Source organism: Endozoicomonas gorgoniicola (assembly GCF_025562715.2).
GTDB classification, from domain to species: Bacteria; Pseudomonadota; Gammaproteobacteria; order Pseudomonadales; family Endozoicomonadaceae; genus Endozoicomonas_A; species Endozoicomonas_A gorgoniicola.
In genome coordinates, this window is sequence record NZ_JAPFCC010000001.1 from 2,370,702 (window position 1) to 2,395,014 (window position 24,313).

Here is a 24,313-nt window from a genome sequence, read left to right on the forward strand (position 1 = left end):
CAGTAGCAATGAGATCAAGAAAAAACAAACATCGTCTGTTCTATTTTTTACTGCCTCCCCTGTCATTGTCTGCATTGAACAGCTACGGCGAATCCCTTGAGCAATGCCTGCTCAGGTTTGCCATGAAAGGTGACGCCAGCATGACGCTGTCTGAAGTCCGGTCACAGTGTGAGGCATTACAAAAAGAGTCGTTTGATATGGTGATTACCGGCCAGCAACCTCCTCCGGATGACACCAGCCCCCTGGAAAGCCGGTTTGCCAGTGAAGCATCTGTCACCAACAACCAGTTCGTGATCACGCCGCACAAGCCGAATTATATTCTGCCTGTGTCTTATGTCTCCTCAACCAATCCCAAGCCCTATGAACCCTATAACGAACGGGTTCCCAATATTGACAATACCGAGGTTAAATTCCAGATAAGCCTCAAGGCCCCTGTCTGGGAAGGGGTTTTCAATGGCTATGGCACACTGTACGCCGCCTATACCAACACCTCCTGGTGGCAGGCCTATAACAGTAAAGAGTCTGCGCCGTTCCGGGAAACCAATCACGAACCGGAAGTGTTTATGGTATTTCCCACTGAGTACGCGCTGTTTGGTATGGAATTAAAAGCCGTGGGCTTTGGCTTCAGTCATCAGTCCAATGGTCGCAGCAATTATCTCTCAAGAAGCTGGAACCGGGCTTATCTGAGTTTCGTGCTGGAAAAAGACCAGTTCTATATGGGCTTCAAGCCCTGGTATCGCTTTCCTGAAGATAAAAAAGAAGACGACAACCCCAACTCAGAAGGCGACGACAACCCGGACATCGAAAAATACATGGGCAACGGCGAGCTTTACTTCGGCTACAAGTTTAACCGGCATAACATCACCGCCATGGTGCGCAATAATCTGCGCTCCGACAACAAAGGCGCCATCCAGCTCGACTGGTCCTTCCCGCTAACCAATCGCTTCCGGGGGTATGTGCAGTACTTTAATGGCTATGGCGAAAGTCTGATTGATTATAATGTCAGCTCTAACCGTTTCAGTGTGGGGGTTATGTTGACCGACTGGCTTTGAGGCAGCCCGTAGCCCGTGGTCCGTGGTCCGTAGTCCGCTTTGCCAAACTTTGCGTTTTCACTTCTGCCTATCAGCTGTTTAAAAGCCAACTACGGGCTACGGGCTACGGGCTTCGGGCTACGGACAGCGAACAGCGATTTATTCACAGTTAGGAAAATTACGACAGAAAGCATCCATCCAGTTATCCACCAGCGGTTTCATTTCGCCGGCAGACATAGCGCGCAAATCAGCAATATCAATAGGGCCAGCCTGCACACCGCCCACCAGAGCCGCAACCTGCTTGCCGGTGACACTGTCAACCAGCTCACCTTCCTGATAGATGTTCAACATTTTATCCCGTTCTCCCGCCAGCTCGCCCACGCCATTAATCACCAGCGCCCAGGGCAGGATCTGATAGGGTTTTAGTGGTTTCAGGTCGGTTTCCGCGCCGGTAATGGCCACGCGCATGCGCAGGGTGCGCTCACCGGGAGTGACCGTCAGTTCATAGTGCTTGCCCATCCGGTAGTTGAGCTGATTGGTAAAGTAGCTTTGCAGTTTTTTATAACGCTCGGGGTTTACCTGCCATTTCTGCAGTATCTCATCAGAAACATGAATGGTTACAGGATTGACAATCAGGCGATCATATTCAGCCAGTTTCGACTCACTGGCGGTAAAACCGAGAAACTGCTCTTTTTCACCAGAAGGCAATAATTCCAGTTTCTGGTAACGGCTCAGAAAGCCGCTGTGATTCTTAATTTCCGGACGACTCCCACAACCTGCCAGTATAATAACTGACAAAATCAGCAACAGACTTCCCATCCTGACCATGTTATTGCCTCTATGGCTTTTATTTTGTGCCTATGATGGCAAATCCCGCATATCTCCTCAAGCAGTCAGCACTGCAGAATTAACCCATTAACCGCCCCTGCGCATTTTCACATCCTGATCAGCATTTACCAGCACCCCGACCCGGACACTTCTAGATTTTCCTGCACATTTACCAATGGTGAAAAAAATTCTTTAGTAAACATTTGGAAAAATTGACCTGTGTCAATTACACAGCATTAAACAAAAAATAGTCTTGCCGGAATTTTGTACAGATCTGGTAAAGAATGCATGGATATACTTATTGTCATACCGGTCGTGGCGCTTGTCGTCTATGGCATTGTCAAAAACTTCAGTGCGGCAGCAACGCTGGCAGTGGCTGGTATGGTGCTACTGAGTGCAGCGCATCTTCTCGGCATTACCGATATCCTGCCTGTAGACAAAGCCACCGGATTTGCGCCTTTTGACCTGTTCGAACTGATGAACGGCGTCTTCAGTATGCGTATGGCGAGCCTGGGTCTGACCATTATGGCCTGTGGTGGTTTCGCTACCTACATGTCGCATATTGGTGCATCCGAGTCTCTGGTCAATCTGGCGGTTAAGCCAATCAGACGTTTCAAGTCGCCTTATATTGTACTGTCAGTGGTTTACCTGGTAACTGTCGTATTGCAGATGTTCGTGACTTCCGCAACCGGCCTGGGACTGTTGCTGATGGTTACTCTGTACCCGGTACTGCGCAGTATTGGCCTGAGCCGTGCTTCCGCTGCTGCCCTGTGTGCGTCTCCAGCCGCCTTTGAGATTGGTGTAACGCAGGTGAATGCCAACTTTGCAGCCAGCCAGTCCGGCATGGATATTACCGAGTACTTCCTGGGCTACCAGGCCTGGGTCACTATCCCTATGGCTATCACTGCTGCCGCCCTGCACTTCTTCTGGCAGCGTCGTTGCGACCTTAAAGAAGGCCATGTAGCCGCTGAACATGTGGGTGCTAAAGACGACGACAGCAAGGAAACAGAAGACAAGCCCAAGGCTCCGGGTATTTATGCCCTGCTGCCGATGATTCCATTCGTACTGCTGCTGGTATTCTCCAAAATGCTGGTCACCACCATCAGTATGAAACTGGTTGCAGCTATGCTGATCTCTGTCTTTGTGGGCATGATCTTTGAATTGATCCGCACCCGCAACATCAAAGAATCCCTGGCTGGTTTTGACAAGTTTCTGAATGGTATGGGCGCGGTATTCGGTCCTGTCGTCGGCCTGATTATCGGTGCTGAAGTATTCGCTATGGGTCTGAAACAGATTGGTGCCATCGACTCTCTGCTGGCTTCTGCCCAGGGCCTGGGGATCGGCGCTGGATTTATGGCTGTCTTCATGTCTGTCCTGATTGCCATCTCTGCGATCATGATGGGTTCCGGTAACGCTGCGTTCCTGTCCTTCGCCACCCTGGCTCCAAATGTTGCCAATAGCTTCGGCGTTCCTGCGGTTAATATGCTGCTGCCCATGAACTTCGCGGCCTGTGTCGGTCGAACCATGTCGCCTATTTCAGCGGTCGTCATCGCCTGTTCCGGTATCGCCAAAGTATCACCGTTTGATCTGGTCAAGCGTACCGCCATCCCGATGATGGGTTCCTTCATCGTTGGTATGACACTGCACCTGATCCTGTTTATGTAACCCATAAACAACCCCGGACAGAAAAGCGGTCATGCACTGAGTGCATGACCGCTAATACAGAATTGATGTCTGAGGAAATATAAGCTCTATTAACTGGCTCCCTGTATCGGCAGCGGCTATACCATGACCCAGTCACTTTCCCCATTAAATAAATCGGCAATGGCTCTGACGCCTTCCACTCCCTGCCTGTAACCCGGATTAATATGAAGTTTAAGCTTGGTCAGAGGAGCAAAGTAAGTACGGACTTTGAAGCTTGTCACCATCCCTATCACAGCTTCACCAGGAACCGGTGCCAGGGTTTCCAGTCGATGGTACTCCCTGGTAAAAGGAAAAAGTTGAAACGCACTGTCACCCTGCCTGTAACCGTGACAGCAAAAAGCGGGGGTCGACGCCCGTTTGACAATACCTCCGACTTCTCTGAGGTCCACCAGGTATATCTCGTTCCCCGAGGTGATGCGTTGATAGATGTATTGATAGGCAGCGTAGTGACAAATATAAGACTGAATAGTCGCAACACCACGAATACGTCTGGATGTCGACACTTCGGTCAGCTCACGGGGGTAGCATTCAAGATGTCTTGGGTAAAAACCTTTGCTGAAGACATCAAGAATATCCTGGTCGTCTGGCAGGAAAGCATAACCATAAAATCGACGTTCACCTTTGCTATCCGGCGCTGTGATAGTGGTACCTTCTAATAACGTCGTATTCTGAAAAAGGATGGATTTAGTCAAAAGGAGTGTATTACTTTCACTGACCAGGTCACTCCTTTGCTGCCTCCTTTGCCTCCAACTTCTGATCATGGCCTGAACCCTCGCATTGATAACGTACAAAGCAAATTAAGTGCCTGGTACTATCCTCCGATGATGACAGTGGATCAGCCAGAAACAATCACCCCGCCGTGAGCAGCCTCATCGCCCAAACGCGCCGACAAGCCACTGGATAAACTCATTTGGCCGGGTATAGAGCCGGAACATAACAACGAAAATGTACTCGGCAGAGCCTTGGATCTAATTTTTGAACTGGGTGTAAGTGAGGTCTATTTATCACTGGCTGTCAAGGAGCCTGTCGGACTTAAGACTGTCCTACAGGCAACTGCTCCTGCGTTGCCCTAGCTCCGGCATCCATGCCGTCGTGCGGATGGCCGTTATAACAGTGAGTCTGAAAAAGCATTGATGCTGTCCGGACAGCGAACATGCAACTTTTTTTGCTAACTCTCTGTTTTTCCAGCAGCAAATAGATACATGTCAATATTTAGTAAAAAAAGCCCTGTATTATTTCCGATCGTTTTACCTTTGCTTACACAAATATCATAAGGAAGTTTATGTCTAAGGCAAGAATGGTTGCGCTGCTGTGCGCTCTGCCAGCATGCGCTCTGCCAGCGGTAAGCGCCGCAACAACTGATGTTTCTGTGATCAAGGCGGAATACCGCCCCGTTTTCCAGCAAAAAACCTACAGCACATCACTAACGGCTGCGCAGCGGATTACGCTTATTTCGCAGACCTCAGGGGCTATCGTTGAAAAAATGGTACGCAACGGACAGAACGTCAGCATTGGGGATGTGATCGTTCAGCTGGACGACAGTGATTACCAGCTGAACCACAGGGAGAGTGAAGCCAACCTCAAACTGGCAGAGGCCAACTATCGCGAAGCGCAAAACGAATTGAAACGAGCCAGCAAACTTCACAAAAGCGGGGGCATGTCCCAGTCCCGGTTTGAGCAGGTGGAAACCCAGTTTATCAAGGCAACAGCCAGTAAAGAGCTAGCCGAAGTCAATGAACAACGAGCCGCCCTGGCACTGGAACGTACCAGAATCCGGGCGAAAGCTGCCGGTAAAGTTATCAACCTGTATCTGGATGAAGGGCAACATGTGACGGAAGGCTCGCATGTGTGCGACATCATCAATGACGACAAAATTGATGCCATTGTTGAACTGCCCAGCAATGACCGTTTTCTGCAAGCCGTTAATACACTGTCAGCACACCTGAGCGTTGACAGTGCCAACTACAGCCAGTCCGGTCAGCTGTTTGCCATTGACGGAGCCATTGATCCTACCAAGAGTACCCTCAGAGTTCGCTACCGTTTTAACAATGAAGGACAGTTGCTGGACGGACACTTCGGCAAAGTCACCCTCAGCAATAACAATGGTGAAGGCAATATCACTGTGCCTCAGTCGTCTGTTCTGAGCGACCGTCAGGGGCAATATGTCTATGTTGCTAACAACGGCATTCTGGAGCAGAAACGGGTGCAGTCACTGGGTAAATATGAAACCAGTGAACTGGTTAACGGATTGCAGAAGGATGATCTGGTGGTCGTCAGTGGCACCATCAAGCTCTACCCGAGCCAGGAAGTGAATGCAAACCTGGTAGATGGTGGTGAAGGATGAGTCGTTTTTTCATTAACCGACCGAACTTTGCGATTGTCGTCGCCCTGTTCATGACCATCGTTGGTGCCATTGCCCTGAAAGTGCTGCCGGTCGGCCAGTACCCCAACGTGGCTCCTCCCACCGTTATGGTTTACGTCACCATGGATGGTGGCTCGACGGATGTTATGCAGAAGTCCGTGGCCACTTTGATCGAGAAAGAGGTCAACGGCGTGGAAGGCATGACTTACATGAAGTCCAACATCGGCAACGATGGTTCCTACGGCCTTGAAATCCAGTTTGAAATCGGGCTGGACGCTGACCGGGCCGTGACGCTGGTGCAGAACCGGGTCAATAAAACCGTATCCAACCTGCCGGAAGGCGCACGCCGTTATGGTGTTACGGTGGAAAAAGTGTCCTCGGGGATGTTGATGGCTTTTTCGGTACGTGACGACAGTGGTCGTATGGATGATATCGAACTGTCCAACTGGACGTCCATGATGCTGTTCCTCCAAAGCTGGCGCGTTACCCTGATTACCATCGCCAGTATTCCGGTATCGCTGATCACCACCTTTGCCATCATGCTGGCCTCCGGCATGACCATCAACATTGTCTCCATGTTTGGCCTGATCCTGGCTATCGGTATCGTGGTGGACGCTGCCATCATCGTTATCGAGAACATCGAGCGACTGTGGGAAGACGATCCGGGCCTGTCCGTCCGGGATGCGGTTCTGAAGTCCATGGAAGAAGTGACCGGCCCGATCATCGCCTCCATGCTGGTACTTCTGTCAGTGTTTGGCCCAACCCTGTTTATGCCGGGCATGACCGGAATTCTTTACGGCCAGTTTGGTATCGCCATCTCTGCGGCGGTGGTTGTGTCAACAGTGGTCGCTTTGGTGCTGACACCAGTTCTGTGCATGCTGCTGATGAAGCAGGGCGAAAGCAAGAAAATCTGGTTGTACCGGGTATTCGACAAAGGCGTTAACCAGACCCGTGACGGTTTCGGACATCTGGTCAACTTCTTTGGCCGTCGTCTGTTTATGTCTGCGGCGCTGATTCTCAGCCTGTTTGGCAGCATCTGGCTGCTGGGCAACCAGACCTCTACCGGCTTTCTGCCCGATGAAGACAAAGGCACCCTGTTCGCCGTAGTGATGCTGCCTGACGGTTCCGCTTTGCACCGTACTGACAGTGCGCTGGAAACCCTGTCTGACCAGATGCGCGGGATTGAAGGCATAAAATCCGTGGTAACGGTGGCAGGCTTTAACCTGATCACCAACTCCACCGGCCCTAACGCTGGCTTGATGCTGATCACCCTGGATGAATACGAAAAACGTCAGGGTATTGAGGCTTTGAGTCTGTGGTCTGTACTGGGACAAACTCAGGGGATTCTGGATGCGGAAGATAAGGTGTTTGGTATGGCATTCCCACCTCCGGCTATTCCTGAGCTGGGTCTGGTGGCGGGTTTTGACCTGATGTTCAAAGACACTCAGGCCCGTGATCCGGTGGAACTGGCGGAAGCGTCCTATGCCTTTATCGAAAAGATTAACGCTGACCCACGGGTGGTAGGCGCGTACACCACGTTTACTGCCAACACCCCGAACATCAAGCTTGAAATCGACCGCGAGAAAATCAAGATGATGGGACTGCAAATGGATCAGGTATTCAATACCATTCAGGCGCAGTTTGCAGGAGCGTATTCCGGTAAGTTCAACATGAACGGTCGTAACTTCTTTGTGTTCGTTCAGGCGGAACAGACAACCCGGAAGTATATTGAAGACCTTAATGTTCTGACCGTTCGCAACCAGCATGGTGAGTTGATCAATATCAGTAGTATTGTTACACCGACCGTCGTGTTTGGCCCCCAGGTTCTGCAACAGTTCAATCTTAACCAGGCAGTTAACATTAATGGCTACCCGGCACCGGGCTATTCCTCCGGTGACGCCATCAAGGCGGTGGAAGAAGCCGCAGAGGCACTGCCAGCGGGTTATGAAATTGAATGGGCCGGTCTGACCAAACAGGAGCTGGCTGCTGGTAACTCAGCGGTGATCGCTTTCGCGCTCGCCATTCTGTTTACCTACCTGCTGCTGGTCGCACAGTATGAATCCTGGGTGATCGCCCTGTGTATCATTCTGTCGGTGCCTACCGCTGCGCTGGGTACACTGGGTATCGTCTTCCTGATGGGGACGGACGTGAACCTTTATGTGCAGATTGCCATGGTGCTACTGGTGGGCATGTCAGCGCGTAATGCCATCCTGATTGTGGAGTTTGCTAAAAAACTGCGGGAAGAAGAAGGTTACGGGATTGTTGACGCTGCCGTCACTGCCACCCGGATGCGTTTCCGTGCGGTGATGATGACAGCCCTGAGCTTTGTCTTCGGCCTGTTCCCACTGATGTTCTCTACCGGCGCTGGTTACGCAGCTCAGCAGTCTATCGGCTGGGCGGCCTGTGGCGGCATGGTATCCGCGACCTTCCTCGGAATGCTGGTTGTACCGGTTATTTACGTACTGTTGCAAACGGTGCGGGAACGGGTAATGAAAAAAGTAACAGGATCAGTGCCTGCTGCTTCTGTAAACTAGCCCTGTCCCTTTGACACCCTCCCCTACCGTCCTGGTGGGGGTGGGTACGCAAATTTTTACACGGCAATTCTCTGCTAATATGTTGGCTATCTACCGGTCAATGTGCGGAAAGGGTCATGCCGTTTGTTACCCACTCTTTTCGGCTTTTCTTCATTTTGTCGATGTTACTGTTAATAGCAGGCAACTGCAGATCGGAAAGTTTTTCCAAACAGGTGGTCTATGCCTCAACAGCGTTTTTAAATGCTCGTGCGAAGGAGCTGGCTGACTCTCTGGAAGCTTCATATTTCAAAGTCACCGTAGAAGCACCACCGAAACGTATAAAGCTGCCTTTATGTCCGGGCACTCCTGAAATAAAGCTGGTGACACCCCTGGCACCTGGCCGGCAATCACTGAAGGTCACCTGCCGGGAACGTGATAACCAGAGTCTGCTGCTTCATGCCAGTATCAGCCTGTTTCTTCCGGTATTAACCAGTACCGACCGCATTCGAAGAGGGAGTAAGGTGACTGAAGCCAACAGCAACTGGCAGGCTCATGATATCAGCCACCTTAAACAAGGCTATTTCAGGGATATCAACCAGCTGGAAAGCTTACACGCCGTCGAAACCATCAAACCCAACCGGGTGCTGACACCCGTGATGTTTTTACCGGATCAGGATGCCGCTGTCCGGCTGCCAGGCCCATAGACGGCTATGTTACCTGCAGTCACTATTAGTGACATCTGGACGGAAACAACTCCCGGAATACCCTGTCGTATAAAGCAGCTGTTGCGTAATTTTGTGCCATAGTAAGCGACAACAATAAAACTGGCACAAACTCTGCTTACAACTATATGGTTCAACGGGATTGAATTCGGCAATAACCAAAACAATAACAAGTGAACTCTATGGAAATTCCTTCAGACAGTCATATGGAAGCCTATCTGAAACACCTTGGTATCAGAACCGGCAAAAACAATATTAAGTCTGAGTATCTGCGCAGTATTTACAGAGTTCTGCCAAGGAAAAAGGCGCTGAACATGTCACTGAAACAGGCACGACAGCAAACCAGCATCCAACCCGGCAACAAGTCTGGTATCAATTTATGCAACAATTCATCCAGCAACAATTCATCCAGCATCAATTCATCCAGCATCAATTCATCCAGCAACTCAATAACGAGTCAGTAACGAACCAGCCGGTTGACCGTCAGTAACAGCAGACCTGAAGTTATAGGACAACTGTCTTTTTAATGCTCAAAGCCATAGCAACAGCGCCCTGATTTTACAAAAACATCATAAAGCGTTCAGAAAACTGTCCTGAAACATTCTGTTTCTTTGACTGGCAGGCTATAGTGTTGCCGTTACCAAGGGGAGTCGGTCATGAAAGCTCAAACCAGCCAGCAGAAAAATGTATTTGGGGAACCGTTGCAACCGTGCTGCTTCAATCCAGCCACTGGTGTGTTTCGTGACGGTTTTTGTCATGCTGACAGTAACGATCCGGGATTACACGTTGTCTGCGCCCGCATGACCAGAGAGTTTCTGGAATACTCCCTGCTTCAGGGCAACGACCTGATTACACCAAAACCAGAGTTTGATTTTCCCGGACTTCAGGAAGGTGATCGCTGGTGTTTATGTGCCATGCGCTGGAAGCAGGCTTTTGATGCAGGGCTGGCACCGCCGGTTTATCTGAAGTCAACCCATAAACAGGCCTTGGAAGTAACATCACTGCAGGATCTGAAATCCTGTGCCATCGATATACACTGATACTCATTCTACCTTTGAACATTAATGGCTCATGGTCACTGTTTAAAGGCGGGCTGGTATAAAAAGCGTTTACATCAACGTCAAACAGAAACAGACAATGCAGTACGAATGCACAACTGAAAACCGGAATGAATCCCTGCCAGAGACAGAGAATACCACTGTGGAGCAACCTGACAGCAAACAGAACAACATGGAAGAACACCCTACATCAACAGACGCCGGGCAAACCGGGGAAGTATCAAAATCAGAAGCATTGAGAATGGTTCGTGAGCGTTGGCCGGAAGCTTTTCGGGTGTCCTCACCCAGGCCGTTGAAAGTCGGCATTCATAATGAAATGAAACAGACTGGCGAATTCCCACTGCCCATCATTAAAAGTGCATTAAAACTGTTTACGTCTCAGGAACGTTACCTGATGTCCATCAAACCCGGACGCAGCCGCATCGACCTGAACGGCAAACCAGTGGGCAAAGTAAAACTGAAAGAAGCGGTCAACGCTGAAATCACGTTGTTTATGCGCTCAGAAAAAGTGCGCCAGAAGAAACAACGCACTCATGTTGGTCAACTACGGCTGGTTTCTCTGGGCTCTCAGACTCCTGAGTCATCTCCTGAGCTATCTCCTGAGCTATCTCCTGAGCTATCTCCTGAGCGATCCGAAGCCTGTGAGGCTCCTGCCGTATAAATCAGAATCAGTTTCTGTAAATCGTCTGGATCAGGTGAAAACCAAAACTGGTTTTCACTGGTCCATGAATTTTCAGCACTTCTTTTTTGAACACAACATCGTTAAACGCCTTCACCATCTGCCCACGGCGAAACTCACCCAGGTCACCCCCCTTCTTACCAGACGGACAGGCAGAGTGCTTTTTGGCCAGCCGGGCAAAGTCAGCACCCTTTTCCAGTTGTTTCTTCAGCTTTTCAGCCTCTTCCCTGGTGTTTACCAGAATGTGTCTTGCACTGGCAACTGCCATGACAACATCTCTCTCATTAAACTCAAACGAGGCACCGATTATGCTTATTACGGAGAATGAATCAACTCCAGTGCAATAGCAGTCGCTTCTCCCCCGCCAATACAGAGTGAAGCAACCCCGCGTTTGCCACCCCGTTGCCGCAGGGCATTGATCAGGGTAACCATAATACGTGCGCCACTGGCTCCCAGTGGATGACCAAGCGCACAGGCTCCACCAAAGACATTAACCTTACTATGGGGCAGGCCCAGTTCCTGCATGGCGACCAGGGTAACCACGGCAAAGGCTTCATTAATTTCAAACAGATCCACTTCACTGGCTGACCAGCCAACCTTGCCAAGCAATTGCTCAATAGCGGTTACAGGGGCAATGGTGAACTCGGCAGGTACACGGGCATGGCTGGTAAAGCCATGAATTCTTGCCAACGGCTGAAGCCCCTGAGCCAGTGCTTCTGATTCTCGCATCAGTACCATGGCGGCAGCACCATCTGAGATAGAGCTGGCGTTTGCAGCGGTGACTGATCCGTCTTTCGCAAAGGCAGGCCGGAGCGTCCGGATTTTATCAACCCTGGCTTTACCGGGTTGTTCATCAACTTCCACCAGCCCGGTTTTTCCTGCATCAACCGGCACAATCTCATTCACAAACCAGTCACTGGCTATGGCTTGCTGCGCCCTTTCCAGTGATTCAATGGCAAAATCATCCATGGCTTCGCGGCTTACCTTGAAGCGAACCGCCGTCTGTTCAGCAAATACGCCCATTAACTGCCCGCCATAGGCGTCTTCAAGTCCGTCGACAAACATTGAGTCCTGAAGGTCGGCGTGTCCAATTCTCAACCCCTGCCGGGCTTTTTTCAGCAGATAGGGGGCGCCCGACATGCTTTCCATGCCTCCGGCCACCACCACGTCAGACTCTCCCGTAAGAAGCTGCGCACACCCCATCATCACCGCCTTCATACCTGAACCACAAACCTTATTCACGGTTGTGCAGGTAACTGAGTCCGGCAACCCGGCTCCCCGACACACCTGCCGGGCGGGAGCCTGCCCCACCCCGGCAGGCAGGACACAGCCCATAATCAGTTCGGAAACACTGTGACCATCTACCCCACTGCGTTCCAGGCTGGCACTTACGGCTTCAAGCCCAAGCTCTGTGGCAGACAGTCCTGACAGGGAACCCTGAAAACTGCCCATGGGCGTTCTGGCACAATTAACAATTACGATGTCATCAGACCGGGACATAGGACACCTTCCCAAAAGAATTGGATGTTATTGGTTTTGTTCAGAGTAAGAGTGTAAACGATATGAAAAGAGAAGGTTAAGGTTAAGCGTCAGTGACCGCCGGGGCCACTGACAGAATCGGTGTTACAGACAGTCTTCATCAATAACATCAAAGCAACCCCAGTCGTAAAAGAGTTGCTGCACTTCCTCCATCGCGGTTTTGTCGGCATTGCTGATATGGCGTAAAACAGCATTAGCCAGTGAAGAAGCCAGTTCAGTCTGCAGGCCGGTGCTGAGACCGGTTGGCAAACGCAGAATAACATCACCAAAAATGACACTCCCTCCCTGAGTGACCCGGATCAGATACTCGCCCTGGGTGGATTCGGTCATTGTGAGAACGGCTCTGTTCGCGTCTTTGCTCATAATGTCTCCCCTCTGGTAGATCCTACTGAAAGGAATCGGCCAGCCGCTACGATAATTCAGCGGGAGCGTTTCGCTTTTCGCTTTTCGTCTTCCGCAACCCGCTTTCCACTTCGGGCTACGGGCTACGGGCTACGGAAATCGGACAGCGAAAAGCGGACAACGAAAAGCAGCCTCTACCGACAACGCCAGACAGTACACTGAGCAACCGTGTGCTGATACTTTCTGGCAGTTTCCCGTATGACAAAAGGAATATCCGCCGGTGGCTGCACTTCATCGAAATACTGGCCTAAAACCCGTTTCAGGCCAGTATAAGTATCCAGCGCTTCACCATTTTCACGAATACCGCCCAGCCACTGCTCTTTGTGGGTATAGTCTTCCAGCCAGGTATAGGGAGAGGTAAGCACCAGAAGCCCTCCGGGGCGGATGCGTTGGTGAATAGTACCCAAAAACTGTTGCGGATCAGACAGCCGGTCAATCAGGTTACCTGCAAACACGAGGTCATAATCGCAGTACTTCGGCTTAAGGTTACAGGCATCGCCCTGGGTAAATAGAATCCGGTTAACGTCTATGTCGTCCAGCCCCGTCGCCTTCAGGCTGGCGACCTTAAACTCCCCCAGTTCACCTTCTGTTGGCATGAAATAACGGATTTTGCCGTTTTTCTGTAACTCAGCAGCGGCTGAGATAAACCGTGCTGAGAAATCAATGCCATCAACATGCTGAAACCAGCGAGCCAGCTCAAAACTACTGCGCCCTACCGAACAGCCCAGGTCAAGCGCACGAGTCATCGGCTCACTCCCCATCAGGTTGTTCACCATCAGGCTGCGGCACAGATCTGCACAACTCTTCGGGTAATTGCTGACCCCGAAGTATTCCTGACCGAAATGAAACTCAAGGTACTGGGAAACCAGAGCATCCGTTTCGTAAGGGTTAATGGTTTCCTGACCCGAAGCGGTCGATTCCACATAACGAAAACCGGCATGTTGATAAAAGTGGCGACGGAACGCATAACGGGAGTCTTTGATGCCATAATTGCCGGTGGATATCCAGCAACCACCCTTGATCAGGTTGTGTTTGCTGTCAAAGGTTGGGGTAGAAAAGTCATCGTAATAAGGATGGACACGAAAACCTTCGTAAGCATCAATCGGGGTGCGGGTCCACTGCCAGACATTACCAATAATGTCGCAGAATTCTCCGGTTCGGAACCGGTCAACGGGGCAGGCAGAAGACCAGTATTCAAGATTGATATTACCGGGGGCCTGCTCCCAGTAAGGCAGGTCGGTATCTATCTGCTCCCTGAGACAATACCATTCGCTTTCGGTAGGCAGCTGAATAGACCTTCCAGTCTTTTCCGATTTCCAGCGACAAAACGCCTGGGCTTCGTGGCAGTTTGCATCCACCGGCCAGTCCCATGGCATATCAATCTCTTCCAGCAGGGTTCGGTACTTCCAGCGACCTTCGTTTCTTACCCAGAATTCAGGGTGCCTTGCTTCAGCAAAAGTGGCCCATGCCCAGCCTTCATCTGTCCACCACTGTTCAGTGTCATAGCCGCCTGCGTTTAAGAAAGCGAGAAATTCACCATTGCTGACAAGGTACTCACTCGCTTTGAAAGGAGCTACGTCTATCTCCTGTGAACCGTACTCATTATCCCAGCCATACAATGGATCGTCGTAAGACTTGCCCAGTTTTACCCTGCCTCCGGCTAACGCCACCATCGTGTTCTCAGGAGGGGTGCCTGTTTCGCTGCAGACCGGCCACTGTCCATTATTGTTCAGGCAGGAAAGCGGCAATTGACGGATAAGCACCGATGACGTTTCCAGGTGGATGCGCTCATGTTCTATCCCCATAAGAATCAGCCAGGCGGAACTGTCCCATTGCACCGGAATCTCCAGAGGCATTGTTCTGATAAACTCACTGACCATTGAGCGTACTTTCTGCCGGTAGGCTTGCAATGCCTCAACAGAAGGCCAGTCATAATTGTTATCATCCAGATCATCCCAGGACATCTCGTCGACACCAATTGCCATCATGGCTTCAATGTCCGGATCAATCCGGCTTTCAATAAGTCGGGCGGCGATGAGTTTATTAACAAAAAAGGTGGCCGTATGACCGTAGTAAAAAATCAGGGGGTGACGCAGTGAAATGGCTTTTTTATACCAGGCATCATTATTACTGCCAAGAACCTCAAAAAGACGGTCATAAAGATCAAAGGTCTGGCAAAAATAATTATGGATCTCCTGTCGCTTACTATCCGGTGTACCGGTATTCAGGAGTGGCATCCGGACGGATGAACTCATATCTGCATTCACAAAGTTAAGCACTGTCATTTTTCTCCTGAAGGATAAGAAGGCACCTTTTCAGTTGCCTGCCACAGACAATAAATAATAGATCACGCTGTGGTTTTACAAGCAAGCTCTGCTGTTTACAACAAGTATTGGTTGTTGGATGAAACAAAACAAAAGTATCAACTTCACTCTTACAGCCTTTCGTAGCAGGCAGTAGCAGGGTCTTATTTTCTATCAGTACTTTTTCAGGGGAGGTCTACTCCGGAGATGATCCTACCGTAGACTGAGAAGCTACACATGAGAGAAAGAAACAGAGCAGTAACATACTTCATGAGCAGGCCTGAACAGTTGCAGTAGTGCCGCATCAGAAATATAGAGGGTTCTTCGGAATTTGAGGTAAAAAAAAGACCCGATTTTGAGTCGGGCCTTTTAGTTTATTGATTCAGATCGGTCAGAGGGTCATCAGAACTTTAGCCAGCATCAGTGCGCTGACAGTACCAATGGCTGAACCAAAGATGCCCATCATCAGGCCTGCAGGAACCAGGGCCTTGTTATAGGTGCCCGCAAGGATTGGTGCAGAAACAGAACCACCAATATTGGCCTGGGAAGCAATGCCGCAGATGTAGAGGTCGAGCTTGAAGACTTTTGCCATGATCAGCAGAACCATCAGGTGGAACAGCAGAATCAGGAAGCCGGCCAGAATATAGAAGACGGTATCGCCGAAGTCGATGGTGGAGAAGTCAGTCGATGTTGAGATCAGACCAACAACAACATACAGCAGTACGCTACCCACATGGTCAGGGCCTTTTACAGACTTCAGTGGTGTCATGCTACCAATGATGCCAGCGATAGTAGCCAGAACCACAACCCAGCCGCTGCCGCTAAAGAAGCCACGCAGGCCGGACAGGAAGTTCTCGTCGGTCAGGTTGCCAGGGTTGACGTACTGCTTGCCCAGAACCATTACCGCACCAGCTACAGCCAGACCCAGACCGATAGTGATCATGAAGTCCATGAACTCGTATTCGCGCTTGTCTTCATTCTTGGCGGCAGTGATGTTGATGTGATCGATGATCTTGTCAACGTCAGCACTGTTCGCGCCGGAGAATTTATTGAACTTCTCACGCATTGGTGCGAAGGAAATCATCAACACCAGCCAGATGGAAGCACAGATGTTATCCATCAGGAACGCATAGGTCAGCGCTTGGGAACCGTCAGCAACGTTCAGACCCTGCTGGGTAGCCGCCATATTGGTGGAGCCACCAATCCAGGACGATGAAAGGATGGACAGTGTCTGCCAGGCGTCGACTTCGAAATGAGACTTGAATGCGGTGTAAACAATGATGAAACCGGCAACGATACTGGCTGTTACGGCCAGGAAAGAGCCCATCAGACGTGGCCCGAGCTTGAAGACATCACGAATGTCGTTTTTCAGTAGCAGCAGGAACAGCATCATTGGCAGCAGGTAGTATTTCAGCTTACCAATAAATAAGCGCATTTCAGGGGTTAGTTCCCAGATATGCAGAGAGGCGCCAATCATGCCTCCAAAATAAATAAAAGTCAGAGCCGGAATAATTTTAAACAGGCGCCACTGGAGCCTTTTCTCACAAAAAAGAACAGCTGTGATAAAAATCATCAGCAAAGAAAAGAAACTGAAAGGACTGGTTATCATTAATAAATTCCCCTGTACAACGGGTAACTCAAGTGAATTTCTTGATGTTGTTATGTCTACTTATCCGTAAGCAGGGAGTGGACCCAAGTTGACGGTTTACTCTTCGACATCGAAGTGTTGTTGATTGTCTTTGTATTGATTATGTAATGCGCAAAAGACCATTTGATATTACATAGAAAAAGTATCGCATAACTATAAGTAGAGTCGCTTGCAAGGATTGGGTTGGATTTCGCTATTGATGGCCAAGATTTCGCAATAGCGGGTTTTGCTTTGGTTATTTGTCGTCATGTTCGTATTGGTGCTGTTTAATAACTATTCAGCACCCAGACTCCCCCTGCTTGTCCAGAGGCAGCTAATCCCGCAGAACATACGCCTGAAGTCGTATTAAAGCTGCGGGATTAGCTGACCTGAGAGCGATGTTGAGCAGGAGGCATGATGGTGCAAAGACTATTTGAGACTTATAAAAACTATCGTACTATTTTGCTTTTACAGAAATCTGTCGACAGTGAACGAAATATTTATCGAGCTGGGAAAATATCAGCGCCTGCTGATTGAACAAGGCGAATGGTGGCGGCTTATTACCGCTCATTTTACTCATTTTAATCTCAATCATCTGTTGAGCAATCTTGCGGGGCTGATGCTGATTGGTTTGATCAATCGATCTTTTTTGCTTAGCAAAGCAGGTGCCAGTGCGATTCTGTTCCTTTGTGGCTGGGTCAGTGCCTGCCTTTGGTTTCTTGATCCTTCCCTCCAGGGTTATGCGGGCTTTTCCGGTGTGCTGCATGGGTTGCTCATTCTTGCCATTGCACTTCAGGATGAGTTCTCTTCGTTCTTTAAACTGGGGGTGGTTCTGCTGGTAACCAGCAAAATAGTACTGGAACAGCAAGGTGTACACATCAGTCACCTGGCCAACATTGACTATGGCAGGCCGGTATCTGTTGCCTCACATTTGTACGGTGCTTTGGGTGGGCTGGCCTTAATCGCAGCCCAATGGGGACAGAAATATTTGAGGCAGGGCCGGAACTTATTGGGCAGGAAAGCATGACGGACTTCAGGGTATGGATTCCGTCATGCCAGATGAACGTCGACGTTTATGCCCGTGGCTTACGTCGGCGACCAAGCAAGGTCAGAGCACCAAGCAGTAACATCGGTATTCCCATACTGCCTGATTCATCGTCTTCCTCTTCAATATTATTCAGAGCAGGCTTAATAATCGCAGGCTTAAGGTCTGATGATTTAACTTCTTCCTCCTCCTCTTCTTCTTCAATATTATTCAGAGCAAGATCAACGATCACAGGGTCATGGTCTGATGAACGGTAAGGTGAATCAGAATTTACCAGTCGTTGGTACCAGGTCTCGTCCTGTTGATTCTCAGCGTTTTTGTACTCTGTGTTGTAGTCGTGCCCGGGCATTTCATAGCCATTAATGTTCCATTCAATGACATTATCGACTTTATTTTTCAGACTCGGACTGTAAAGCGCATGATCCAGAGCCCCGACTTCTCCATCGTAGATGAAGGATATAGGTGCTTTATGATGTTTCGCTTCAACAGCCGGGATGTAACCCAGTTTGAAGGTGGTCGGGGTGCGCTTGTATTGCCCGGAATCATCACGAGTCATCATCTCATGACTTTCCGCTTCGGCATCGGTCAGTACTTTCACCGGATCTTCCTGAGCGTAGGCGTTCAGGTCTCCCAGAATAACAACGTTCTGGTTGTCATAGTTGTCCTTCAGAAAGCGCCCCAGGGTATCCGCAGCTGATACACGCATACGGTTGCAATTGCCCTGACCGAATTCGTCTTTCGGGTCATTCATGGCATCACAGCTGGAGCCTTTAGATTTGAAATGGTTAATGGCAACGGTTACAGGTTCATTGCTATTGGTGTATTTGAAGGTCTGAATAATGGGTTGACGATGTTTTTTGGTTTTCTCATCAAAGGGATATATCTTCAGTACAGTTGGTTCGCCCTCAGGTTCTACACGATGAGTGTTGTAGATCATTGCAACCTTGATAACATCCTGCCCAATATATTTGTCGCTGGTTCTGACAAACTCATAATGTGTCTCAGGGTCATCCTCAAAGGCTTTATTGAGGCCGTTAACCAGATCCTGAATAGCACTATACTCGCCATAACCGTCGTTCTCGACTTCCAGCAGTCCCAGAATGTCGGCATCTATTTCATGAATAGCATTGATGATCTTGGAACGCTGAGTCGCAAACTCACCAGCACTATTAGCGCCTCTGGCCTTACCCTTGTCACTCCTTTTCCAGTCAATCGTGCCATCGTCATTACGTAAGCCATTGAAATAGTTCAGCACGTTAAAGCTGGCTATACGTAAATTCTCTGGTGCTTTTTTCTCAGGGCTTTCCGGGCGTAGCGACTGACTGTTATCAATGCTGATTTCAGCTGCCGGTATCAGTTGGTAGCTATCATAAGCATAACGCAGAATGCCTTTCAGCCCCCCATTAACAAGAGTGCCAACACGCAGCGGATTGTCATCAGACAAGTTCGGATAATAGGAAATAGTGGCCGGGTTACTTTTCGTGCTGCCATCATCCAGAACGATACTGTTCCTGGCATTATCTTTGCGTAGCTGAGCAGCCTCTTCACTGCTGGGCAAGTACAAATTGTTCGGTTTCTGTCTGACACCATCCAGCGCCAAAGTCAGATTACCGTACCGGTTCAGTAGCCTGTTGGAAGAAATATACAGGTTTTTATTGGACAGACTAACCTGCATGCCCTCATAAGATTCAAGATTGGTATTTGTAGTGAATAACAAAGAGGTTGGCTTTATACCGCTACTCTCACGACACTTTTCATAGTCATTGCCGATTTCCGTCAGCTGAGTCATGGTTCCATCCGTCTTCTGATTCATGCTTTTGTATTCTTTTACTATGCCCCGGATATAGACGACATCATTAACCTTTGGCTTGTTTTTGCTGTCGTATACCTGAATCGCCAGCGATGCACCGTCATATTCAGAGCTGGCGGGCGTGGTTTGCTGAACGAAATAGGTAGAATCATAAACAGCGGTGACAACACCCTGTACGGTAACAAGTTTATTCTCCAAGGGTGATTTGAACCCCTTGCCCTGAACCTCATGAATAGGGGTAATTGATTCATCGTTGCACTGTCCAAAATCAGGACGAGGCTCTGGTTCTGGTTTGTCGCCGGCTGAGGTAGGCTTATGCTCTCCATCCGGGGTATAACCCAAACCACTAAAGCTGTTTTTTGACATGATTTCCCACTGATTCAGGTCATGCTCCTGACTACCGTTCTTCACATCAGCCTTTCTGGCCAGTGTTTTGTTTTCAAGATCTTTTTCTGATGCACCCGGTACGCCCAGAATATCAACGCGCTCACCCGTGGCAATGCGTTGTATCTCCACCGGGTCATCGCCATTAAAGCCCAGGGCCGGAGAATTTGTTATCAGGCTTGCTTTGTCTTTCAGCTCACCACTGGCCCTTTTATTAACAATCACATAGGTATGTCCGGGCTTAAGTGTCCCTTGCATTTCACTGAATGTAGTGACGTTATCTTTTGCGCCATTGCGATACACGACCAGCTGATAATCAGACAGGTCAACACTGTTTTCCTGACTGGTGTTGTACAGTTCCAGTGCTTTGTTGTAGCCAGAGCCTTCTACATATTCGCTGATCATCAGCTCTGCGTTGACTGACGAACTGGCCAGCATCACTGAGGCAGCCATCGCACTTAGTGCAAATCCTTTGTTATAGGTAATAGTTTTCATTATCTATCCGTTATTTTCGATAAACTTTTTTGTTTTTTCAGACACAACTTTTTCAGACACCACTTTTTCAGACACAACTTTTTCAGACATAAAGAGTGCGTGCGCCCAATACTCACAGGAGGGCGCATCAATCTGGTGGTCATAGAACCCGGCAGTTAGCCGGGTTGTCTTAGCGGTAAGGCAATTGCCTCAATGACTTCTGCTTAAGGCTTGGGAATAGGATTATAATTTTGAACAGACATGTCTTTAGCCAGAGGCATTTCAATGGCCTTGGTTTGCTCCTGTTTTTTCTCGAAGTAGTTAATCAGGGAGGCGGTATAAAGCAGTCCGGTGTCTTCTACACGCTCCGGGTGGTTTTCAGTGATTTTACCCATGGTTGAATAACCGTCTTTACCGGAAGCGATGTAGTCATTGGTGACAACCACATAAGTCCTGGCAACATCAATCGGTTTCCAGTCGTCTTCAGTCTTCACCTCCACTTCACTGACGCGTTTGCCTTTGTCAGCCCTCATGTCGACATCAAAACGCAGGTTGTAAGCAGAAGGGAATGCACCATCAGACTCATTAATGGAAAAATCAATAGAATCTTCCATGGTGTTAATGATTTCTTCACCGGTCATTGTGATATTCACCAGCTTGTTACCAAACGGCAGGACGTCGTAAGCATTGCCGACAGTAAAGTCGCCTTTGTCGATGGATTTACGGACACCGCCAGTGTTCTGGATAGCGATCTCGGACCGTATTGATTGCTCATGAAACGCTTTGGACACAATGTGTGCCATGATGCTGCCATGCTGATTCATAAACTGACGCTCCGGGTCATCCTTACCACAGACACTGGCGCCAGAACTATGATTAGAACCGGGAACGCGTTCGTTGCAGAGCTTGGCCGCAGCGGTTCCCAGTAGAGTGGTTTGCTTTTCAGTGAGTTTATCTTTGTATTCTTTCAGCTTTTCCACTGTCGGCTGGTGTTTAGCGACAACAGTAAGCTCCTGATGTTGCTTGATAAAGTTCAGAATTTCCTGTCGCTCTGCTTCACTAACTGGCTCGTCGACCTCTTCTCCATCCTTTTCTACCCTGTGTGTAAAGTTATCGCCCAGCAACAGGTGTGGTACTCCGGAACAGCTGATGACATCGCCCTTCTGGTCAAATGAAACATCCAGTTCACCGAGAATGCGGGAGCTTTCCCAGGCTTGCACGACGCAGGCCTTGTTATTGTCGGCATTGTTGACGATGGTTGGGTAATCCCCTTCAACCTCATAGCCAAATTTGCTGAAGTTGTCTTTGTTGCCCAACAGTGTGTGACTGTCGCCACCAACAATCACGTCAACCCCACGCAGCTTTTTAGCCATTTCCACTTCTGCGGCATAGCCGTAGTGGCTCAGGACAATAATCTTGTCAATACCTTCAGCCTGCAGCTGGTCAATGACTTTCTGGGTGGTTTTGATTTCGTCGTGAATAACAGTGCCTTCGTCCGGAGCGGAGGACTGCATGGTTTTTTTGGCAATAGTGTTACCGATGACGGCCACTTTTTTACCTTTAATATCAAAAAGCGTGTAAGGCTCGAACGTGTTTTCCAGAACGTCACCTGCCGGCACTTCAACGTTTGCAGACAAAATGGCAGGATTCCATCCATGGGTGGTCAGATCGCGAAGGAACTTGCTCAGTTGTTGGTTGCCGCCATCAAACTCATGGTTGCCTAGCACAAAAGCGTCATAGCCTACCTGGTTCATCATCACCGCATCCGGCAGTGGCTCTTCATCTTTGAACAGGGTGTAGTACATGGTGCCGGTTATTGCGTCACCAGCATGCAGTTTCAGGACATTGTCCTTTTCTGCCTTAATCCTGTTAATCTCGGTGACTACGCGGGGGTAGCCACCAATGTCAACCTTGACATCTTTGTCTGCCAGTTTAATCGGGCTGTTTTCGGCATCCAGCTTGGAGTGGTGGTCGTTAAGGTGAGCAATGGTCAATGTCAGGTCAGGAGTAACAGGAGTAACGACACTGGTATCGTTGTCATCATCATCGTTGTTGCATCCCGCCACCAGAGTCGAAATGGCGACAGCCAGAATAAGAGGTTTAAGCTTCATAAAGCATTCCTGTGCAGTCTATCTATTTATTTATTTCTGGAAAAAGAGACCAGGTACTGAGTCACTGGAGGAGGCGGCTGCAAAAGTGTGCAGCCGCTTTTTAAACATCTGAAAATCAGGCAATAGCAATGAAAATGCCGGCGATACTGGCACTCATCAGGTTGGCAAAGGTACCGGCCAGAACGGCGCGCATACCCATTTGAGCAATTTCCTTACGACGGTTCGGTGCCATACCACCAATACCACCGAGCAGAATCGCAATAGAACTCAGGTTGGCAAATCCGCACAGGGCAAAAGTAATAATTGCCTGACTGTGGGCTGACAGGGTTTCACGAACATTGGTGAAATCTACGTAAGCGACAAACTCATTCATAACCAGTTTCTGGCCCAGCAGAGAACCAAAGGTGGTCGCTTCTGACAGTGGCACACCCATTACCAGGGCAACCGGTGAAAACAGATAACCCAGAATGGTTTGCAGGGTCAGGCCATCGAAACCAACCAGACCACCAAGGCCACCCAGAATACCGTTCAGCAAAGCAATCAGAGAGATGAAAGCAACCAGCATTGCACCAACATTGGCAGCCAGGCCGGCACCATTGGCAGCACCTTGCGCAGCTGCATCAAAAACGTTGGCCGGTTTGTCAGATTCATCAATGTCTGCATCCGCTTCCTCATTGCTGATTTTTTCCGGCTCGGTTTCAGGAACCAGCATTTTAGCCATCAGCAGACCACCCGGTGCCGCCATAAAGCTTGCAGTGATCAGGTATTCAACGGAAATACCCATACTGGCAAAACCCGCCAGTACACCACCTGCGATAGTTGACAGGCCGCCTGCCATAATGGCAAACAGTTCGGAGCGAGTCATTTTGGCGATAAATGGACGCACTACCAGAGGTGCTTCCGTCTGACCTACGAATATGTTGGCGGTTGCAGAGAATGATTCCGCACGACTGGTTCCCAGGAACTTCTGCAGACCACCGCCAATCACACGGATGATGAGTTGCATAATACCCAGGTGATAAAGCACTGCGATCAGGGCAGAAAAGAAGACGATGACCATCAAAACGTGAATGGCAAAAATAAAGCCGAGCTTAAAGCCACCGAGGTCACCAAATAAAAAGTTGATACCGTCGTTGGCATAGCTCAGTACCTGCTGCACGCCTGCTGACATACCGGCCAGTACAGTCTGACCAATAGGCACATAGAGTGCGAAGGCACCAATAGAGACCTGAACCAGTAAAGCGGCACCAATGGTTTTCCACTTAACGGCCTGTTTAGCCTCAGAGAAGAAATAAGCCGTGCTCAGGATAACGAGCATGGCACAGAGACCGCTAACTACCTTGTTGCCAATAAAAGAGGCAGCAACGGCCAGTGCAATGGCACCGGCCATAATTGCGGGTGCCGGGATAGATTTTCTATCCATTTTCTGGGTTAGTGTTGTCATTAAAGCTCCGTGGTGACTTTTAGTTGTTATGAAAAATTTTGTTTTAAGGTGCATCGAAATAGAAAGCAGCTAAACAGCAGCCGGATTACGTTGTGGTGTATTTTGTTACAATAAAATCTCTAATGAATTGATTTGAGTCATTTTTATTCTTCCTGTGAAAAACTTCATTACCATTTCAGGCATTCACATAGAGTGTTGAATTTTATTTGTATTTTTCATTCAAAAAAAATTTAGCTGGCAGCAAGTTATATTCACTGGTCATTATTCAGAATGCCAA

19 protein-coding genes and 2 pseudogenes are annotated in these 24,313 nt (G+C 49.2%); 10 read left to right on the forward strand and 11 right to left on the reverse strand.

Going from position 1 to position 24,313, the window contains the following annotated elements; genetic code table 11:
* Nucleotides 1-8 precede the first annotated feature (8 nt).
* Nucleotides 9-1,052: a phospholipase A gene (locus NX722_RS10795; RefSeq protein ID WP_262567975.1), complete on the forward strand. Its 1,044-nt coding sequence runs from the start codon at nucleotides 9-11 to the stop codon at nucleotides 1,050-1,052.
* Nucleotides 1,053-1,190: 138 nt separating this feature from the next.
* On the opposite strand, the gene NX722_RS10800 is transcribed toward NX722_RS10795, so the two are convergent.
* Entirely contained in the window at nucleotides 1,191-1,859 is a 669-nt protein-coding gene (locus NX722_RS10800) for a DUF3313 domain-containing protein (RefSeq protein ID WP_262567976.1), read from the reverse strand.
* Nucleotides 1,860-2,147: 288 nt separating this feature from the next.
* Here NX722_RS10800 and dcuC point away from each other — a divergent pair, with 288 nt between their 5' ends.
* The gene (gene dcuC, locus NX722_RS10805) at nucleotides 2,148-3,524 is read left to right on the forward strand and encodes a C4-dicarboxylate transporter DcuC (protein WP_262567977.1); all 1,377 of its coding nucleotides are present in this window, start codon (nucleotides 2,148-2,150) and stop codon (nucleotides 3,522-3,524) included.
* Between the two features lie 116 nt (nucleotides 3,525-3,640).
* Here the strand turns inward: dcuC and NX722_RS10810 are convergent, their stop codons facing one another.
* A complete protein-coding gene (locus NX722_RS10810; RefSeq protein WP_262567978.1) occupies nucleotides 3,641-4,255 on the reverse strand; it encodes a hypothetical protein in 615 nt (204 codons plus the stop codon).
* Nucleotides 4,256-4,447: 192 nt separating this feature from the next.
* Between NX722_RS10810 and NX722_RS28870 the strand changes: the two are divergent.
* The 7 genes and pseudogenes from NX722_RS28870 to NX722_RS10840 all read left to right on the forward strand — a co-directional run.
* Nucleotides 4,448-4,582: pseudogene (locus tag NX722_RS28870) on the forward strand (DUF4277 domain-containing protein); the annotation flags it as partial.
* A 263-nt stretch (nucleotides 4,583-4,845) separates the two neighbouring features.
* Entirely contained in the window at nucleotides 4,846-5,907 is a 1,062-nt protein-coding gene (locus NX722_RS10815; RefSeq protein WP_262567979.1) for an efflux RND transporter periplasmic adaptor subunit, read from the forward strand.
* Nucleotides 5,904-8,459, forward strand: coding sequence for an efflux RND transporter permease subunit (locus tag NX722_RS10820; protein WP_262567980.1), 2,556 nt, complete (start codon nucleotides 5,904-5,906; stop codon nucleotides 8,457-8,459). The genes NX722_RS10815 and NX722_RS10820 overlap by 4 nt, the downstream gene beginning before the upstream one ends.
* A gap of 116 nt (nucleotides 8,460-8,575) precedes the next feature.
* A complete protein-coding gene (locus tag NX722_RS10825) occupies nucleotides 8,576-9,142 on the forward strand; it encodes a hypothetical protein (protein ID WP_262567981.1) in 567 nt (188 codons plus the stop codon).
* A 200-nt stretch (nucleotides 9,143-9,342) separates the two neighbouring features.
* Entirely contained in the window at nucleotides 9,343-9,624 is a 282-nt protein-coding gene (locus NX722_RS10830; protein WP_262567982.1) for a hypothetical protein, read from the forward strand.
* 192 nt (nucleotides 9,625-9,816) lie between these two features.
* Nucleotides 9,817-10,200, forward strand: a complete 384-nt coding sequence (locus tag NX722_RS10835) for a DUF2237 family protein (RefSeq protein ID WP_262567983.1) — start codon at nucleotides 9,817-9,819, stop codon at nucleotides 10,198-10,200.
* Between the two features lie 97 nt (nucleotides 10,201-10,297).
* Nucleotides 10,298-10,879: a ProQ/FinO family protein gene (locus tag NX722_RS10840; RefSeq protein WP_262567984.1), complete on the forward strand. Its 582-nt coding sequence runs from the start codon at nucleotides 10,298-10,300 to the stop codon at nucleotides 10,877-10,879.
* Between the two features lie 7 nt (nucleotides 10,880-10,886).
* On the opposite strand, the gene NX722_RS10845 is transcribed toward NX722_RS10840, so the two are convergent.
* The 5 genes from NX722_RS10845 to NX722_RS10865 form a co-directional block, all read right to left on the reverse strand.
* Entirely contained in the window at nucleotides 10,887-11,165 is a 279-nt protein-coding gene (locus tag NX722_RS10845) for a peptidylprolyl isomerase (protein ID WP_262567985.1), read from the reverse strand.
* A 47-nt stretch (nucleotides 11,166-11,212) separates the two neighbouring features.
* Nucleotides 11,213-12,397, reverse strand: a complete 1,185-nt coding sequence (locus tag NX722_RS10850) for a thiolase family protein (protein WP_262567986.1) — start codon at nucleotides 12,395-12,397, stop codon at nucleotides 11,213-11,215.
* Between the two features lie 123 nt (nucleotides 12,398-12,520).
* Nucleotides 12,521-12,799 (reverse strand): hypothetical protein, encoded by a 279-nt coding sequence (locus NX722_RS10855; protein ID WP_262567987.1) that lies wholly within the window; start codon nucleotides 12,797-12,799, stop codon nucleotides 12,521-12,523.
* A gap of 173 nt (nucleotides 12,800-12,972) precedes the next feature.
* Nucleotides 12,973-15,123: a 5-histidylcysteine sulfoxide synthase gene (gene ovoA, locus NX722_RS10860; protein WP_262567988.1), complete on the reverse strand. Its 2,151-nt coding sequence runs from the start codon at nucleotides 15,121-15,123 to the stop codon at nucleotides 12,973-12,975.
* A 409-nt stretch (nucleotides 15,124-15,532) separates the two neighbouring features.
* A complete protein-coding gene (locus tag NX722_RS10865; RefSeq protein WP_262567989.1) occupies nucleotides 15,533-16,750 on the reverse strand; it encodes a DUF819 family protein in 1,218 nt (405 codons plus the stop codon).
* 505 nt (nucleotides 16,751-17,255) lie between these two features.
* Here NX722_RS10865 and rrtA point away from each other — a divergent pair.
* Nucleotides 17,256-17,795, forward strand: a complete 540-nt coding sequence (gene rrtA, locus NX722_RS10870; RefSeq protein ID WP_262567990.1) for a rhombosortase — start codon at nucleotides 17,256-17,258, stop codon at nucleotides 17,793-17,795.
* Between the two features lie 46 nt (nucleotides 17,796-17,841).
* On the opposite strand, the gene NX722_RS10875 is transcribed toward rrtA, so the two are convergent.
* From NX722_RS10875 to NX722_RS10885, 4 genes and pseudogenes are all read right to left on the reverse strand, one after another.
* Nucleotides 17,842-20,502 carry an ExeM/NucH family extracellular endonuclease gene (locus NX722_RS10875; protein ID WP_262567991.1) on the reverse strand — a complete coding sequence of 887 codons (2,661 nt, stop codon included), beginning with the start codon at nucleotides 20,500-20,502 and terminating at the stop codon, nucleotides 17,842-17,844.
* Nucleotides 20,503-20,705: 203 nt separating this feature from the next.
* Nucleotides 20,706-21,305, reverse strand: coding sequence for a 5'-nucleotidase C-terminal domain-containing protein (locus NX722_RS28875; protein WP_407648069.1), 600 nt, complete (start codon nucleotides 21,303-21,305; stop codon nucleotides 20,706-20,708).
* A 507-nt stretch (nucleotides 21,306-21,812) separates the two neighbouring features.
* A pseudogene (locus tag NX722_RS28880) lies at nucleotides 21,813-22,592 on the reverse strand (metallophosphoesterase); the annotation flags it as partial.
* A 115-nt stretch (nucleotides 22,593-22,707) separates the two neighbouring features.
* Nucleotides 22,708-23,910, reverse strand: coding sequence for a NupC/NupG family nucleoside CNT transporter (locus NX722_RS10885; protein ID WP_262568642.1), 1,203 nt, complete (start codon nucleotides 23,908-23,910; stop codon nucleotides 22,708-22,710).
* Between the last annotated feature and the right edge of the window lie 403 nt (nucleotides 23,911-24,313).

Excerpts from the sequence above, each read along its gene's own strand:
- NX722_RS10815 (WP_262567979.1), top strand. The coding sequence starts at position 4,846 with ATGTCTAAGGCAAGAATGGTTGCGCTGCTGTGCGCTCTGCCAGCATGC.
- NX722_RS10795 (WP_262567975.1), top strand. The coding sequence starts at position 9 with ATGAGATCAAGAAAAAACAAACATCGTCTGTTCTATTTTTTACTGCCT.
- NX722_RS10830 (WP_262567982.1), top strand. The coding sequence starts at position 9,343 with ATGGAAATTCCTTCAGACAGTCATATGGAAGCCTATCTGAAACACCTT.
- NX722_RS10855 (WP_262567987.1), bottom strand. The coding sequence starts at position 12,799 with ATGAGCAAAGACGCGAACAGAGCCGTTCTCACAATGACCGAATCCACC.
- NX722_RS10850 (WP_262567986.1), bottom strand. The coding sequence starts at position 12,397 with ATGTCCCGGTCTGATGACATCGTAATTGTTAATTGTGCCAGAACGCCC.
- NX722_RS10845 (WP_262567985.1), bottom strand. The coding sequence starts at position 11,165 with ATGGCAGTTGCCAGTGCAAGACACATTCTGGTAAACACCAGGGAAGAG.
- NX722_RS10825 (WP_262567981.1), top strand. The coding sequence starts at position 8,576 with ATGCCGTTTGTTACCCACTCTTTTCGGCTTTTCTTCATTTTGTCGATG.
- ovoA (WP_262567988.1), bottom strand. The coding sequence starts at position 15,123 with ATGACAGTGCTTAACTTTGTGAATGCAGATATGAGTTCATCCGTCCGG.
- dcuC (WP_262567977.1), top strand. The coding sequence starts at position 2,148 with ATGGATATACTTATTGTCATACCGGTCGTGGCGCTTGTCGTCTATGGC.
- NX722_RS10820 (WP_262567980.1), top strand. The coding sequence starts at position 5,904 with ATGAGTCGTTTTTTCATTAACCGACCGAACTTTGCGATTGTCGTCGCC.
- NX722_RS10885 (WP_262568642.1), bottom strand. The coding sequence starts at position 23,910 with ATGCTCGTTATCCTGAGCACGGCTTATTTCTTCTCTGAGGCTAAACAG.
- NX722_RS10875 (WP_262567991.1), bottom strand. The coding sequence starts at position 20,502 with ATGAAAACTATTACCTATAACAAAGGATTTGCACTAAGTGCGATGGCT.
- NX722_RS10840 (WP_262567984.1), top strand. The coding sequence starts at position 10,298 with ATGCAGTACGAATGCACAACTGAAAACCGGAATGAATCCCTGCCAGAG.
- NX722_RS28875 (WP_407648069.1), bottom strand. The coding sequence starts at position 21,305 with ATGAATCAGCATGGCAGCATCATGGCACACATTGTGTCCAAAGCGTTT.
- NX722_RS10800 (WP_262567976.1), bottom strand. The coding sequence starts at position 1,859 with ATGGTCAGGATGGGAAGTCTGTTGCTGATTTTGTCAGTTATTATACTG.
- NX722_RS10865 (WP_262567989.1), bottom strand. The coding sequence starts at position 16,750 with ATGATAACCAGTCCTTTCAGTTTCTTTTCTTTGCTGATGATTTTTATC.
- NX722_RS10835 (WP_262567983.1), top strand. The coding sequence starts at position 9,817 with ATGAAAGCTCAAACCAGCCAGCAGAAAAATGTATTTGGGGAACCGTTG.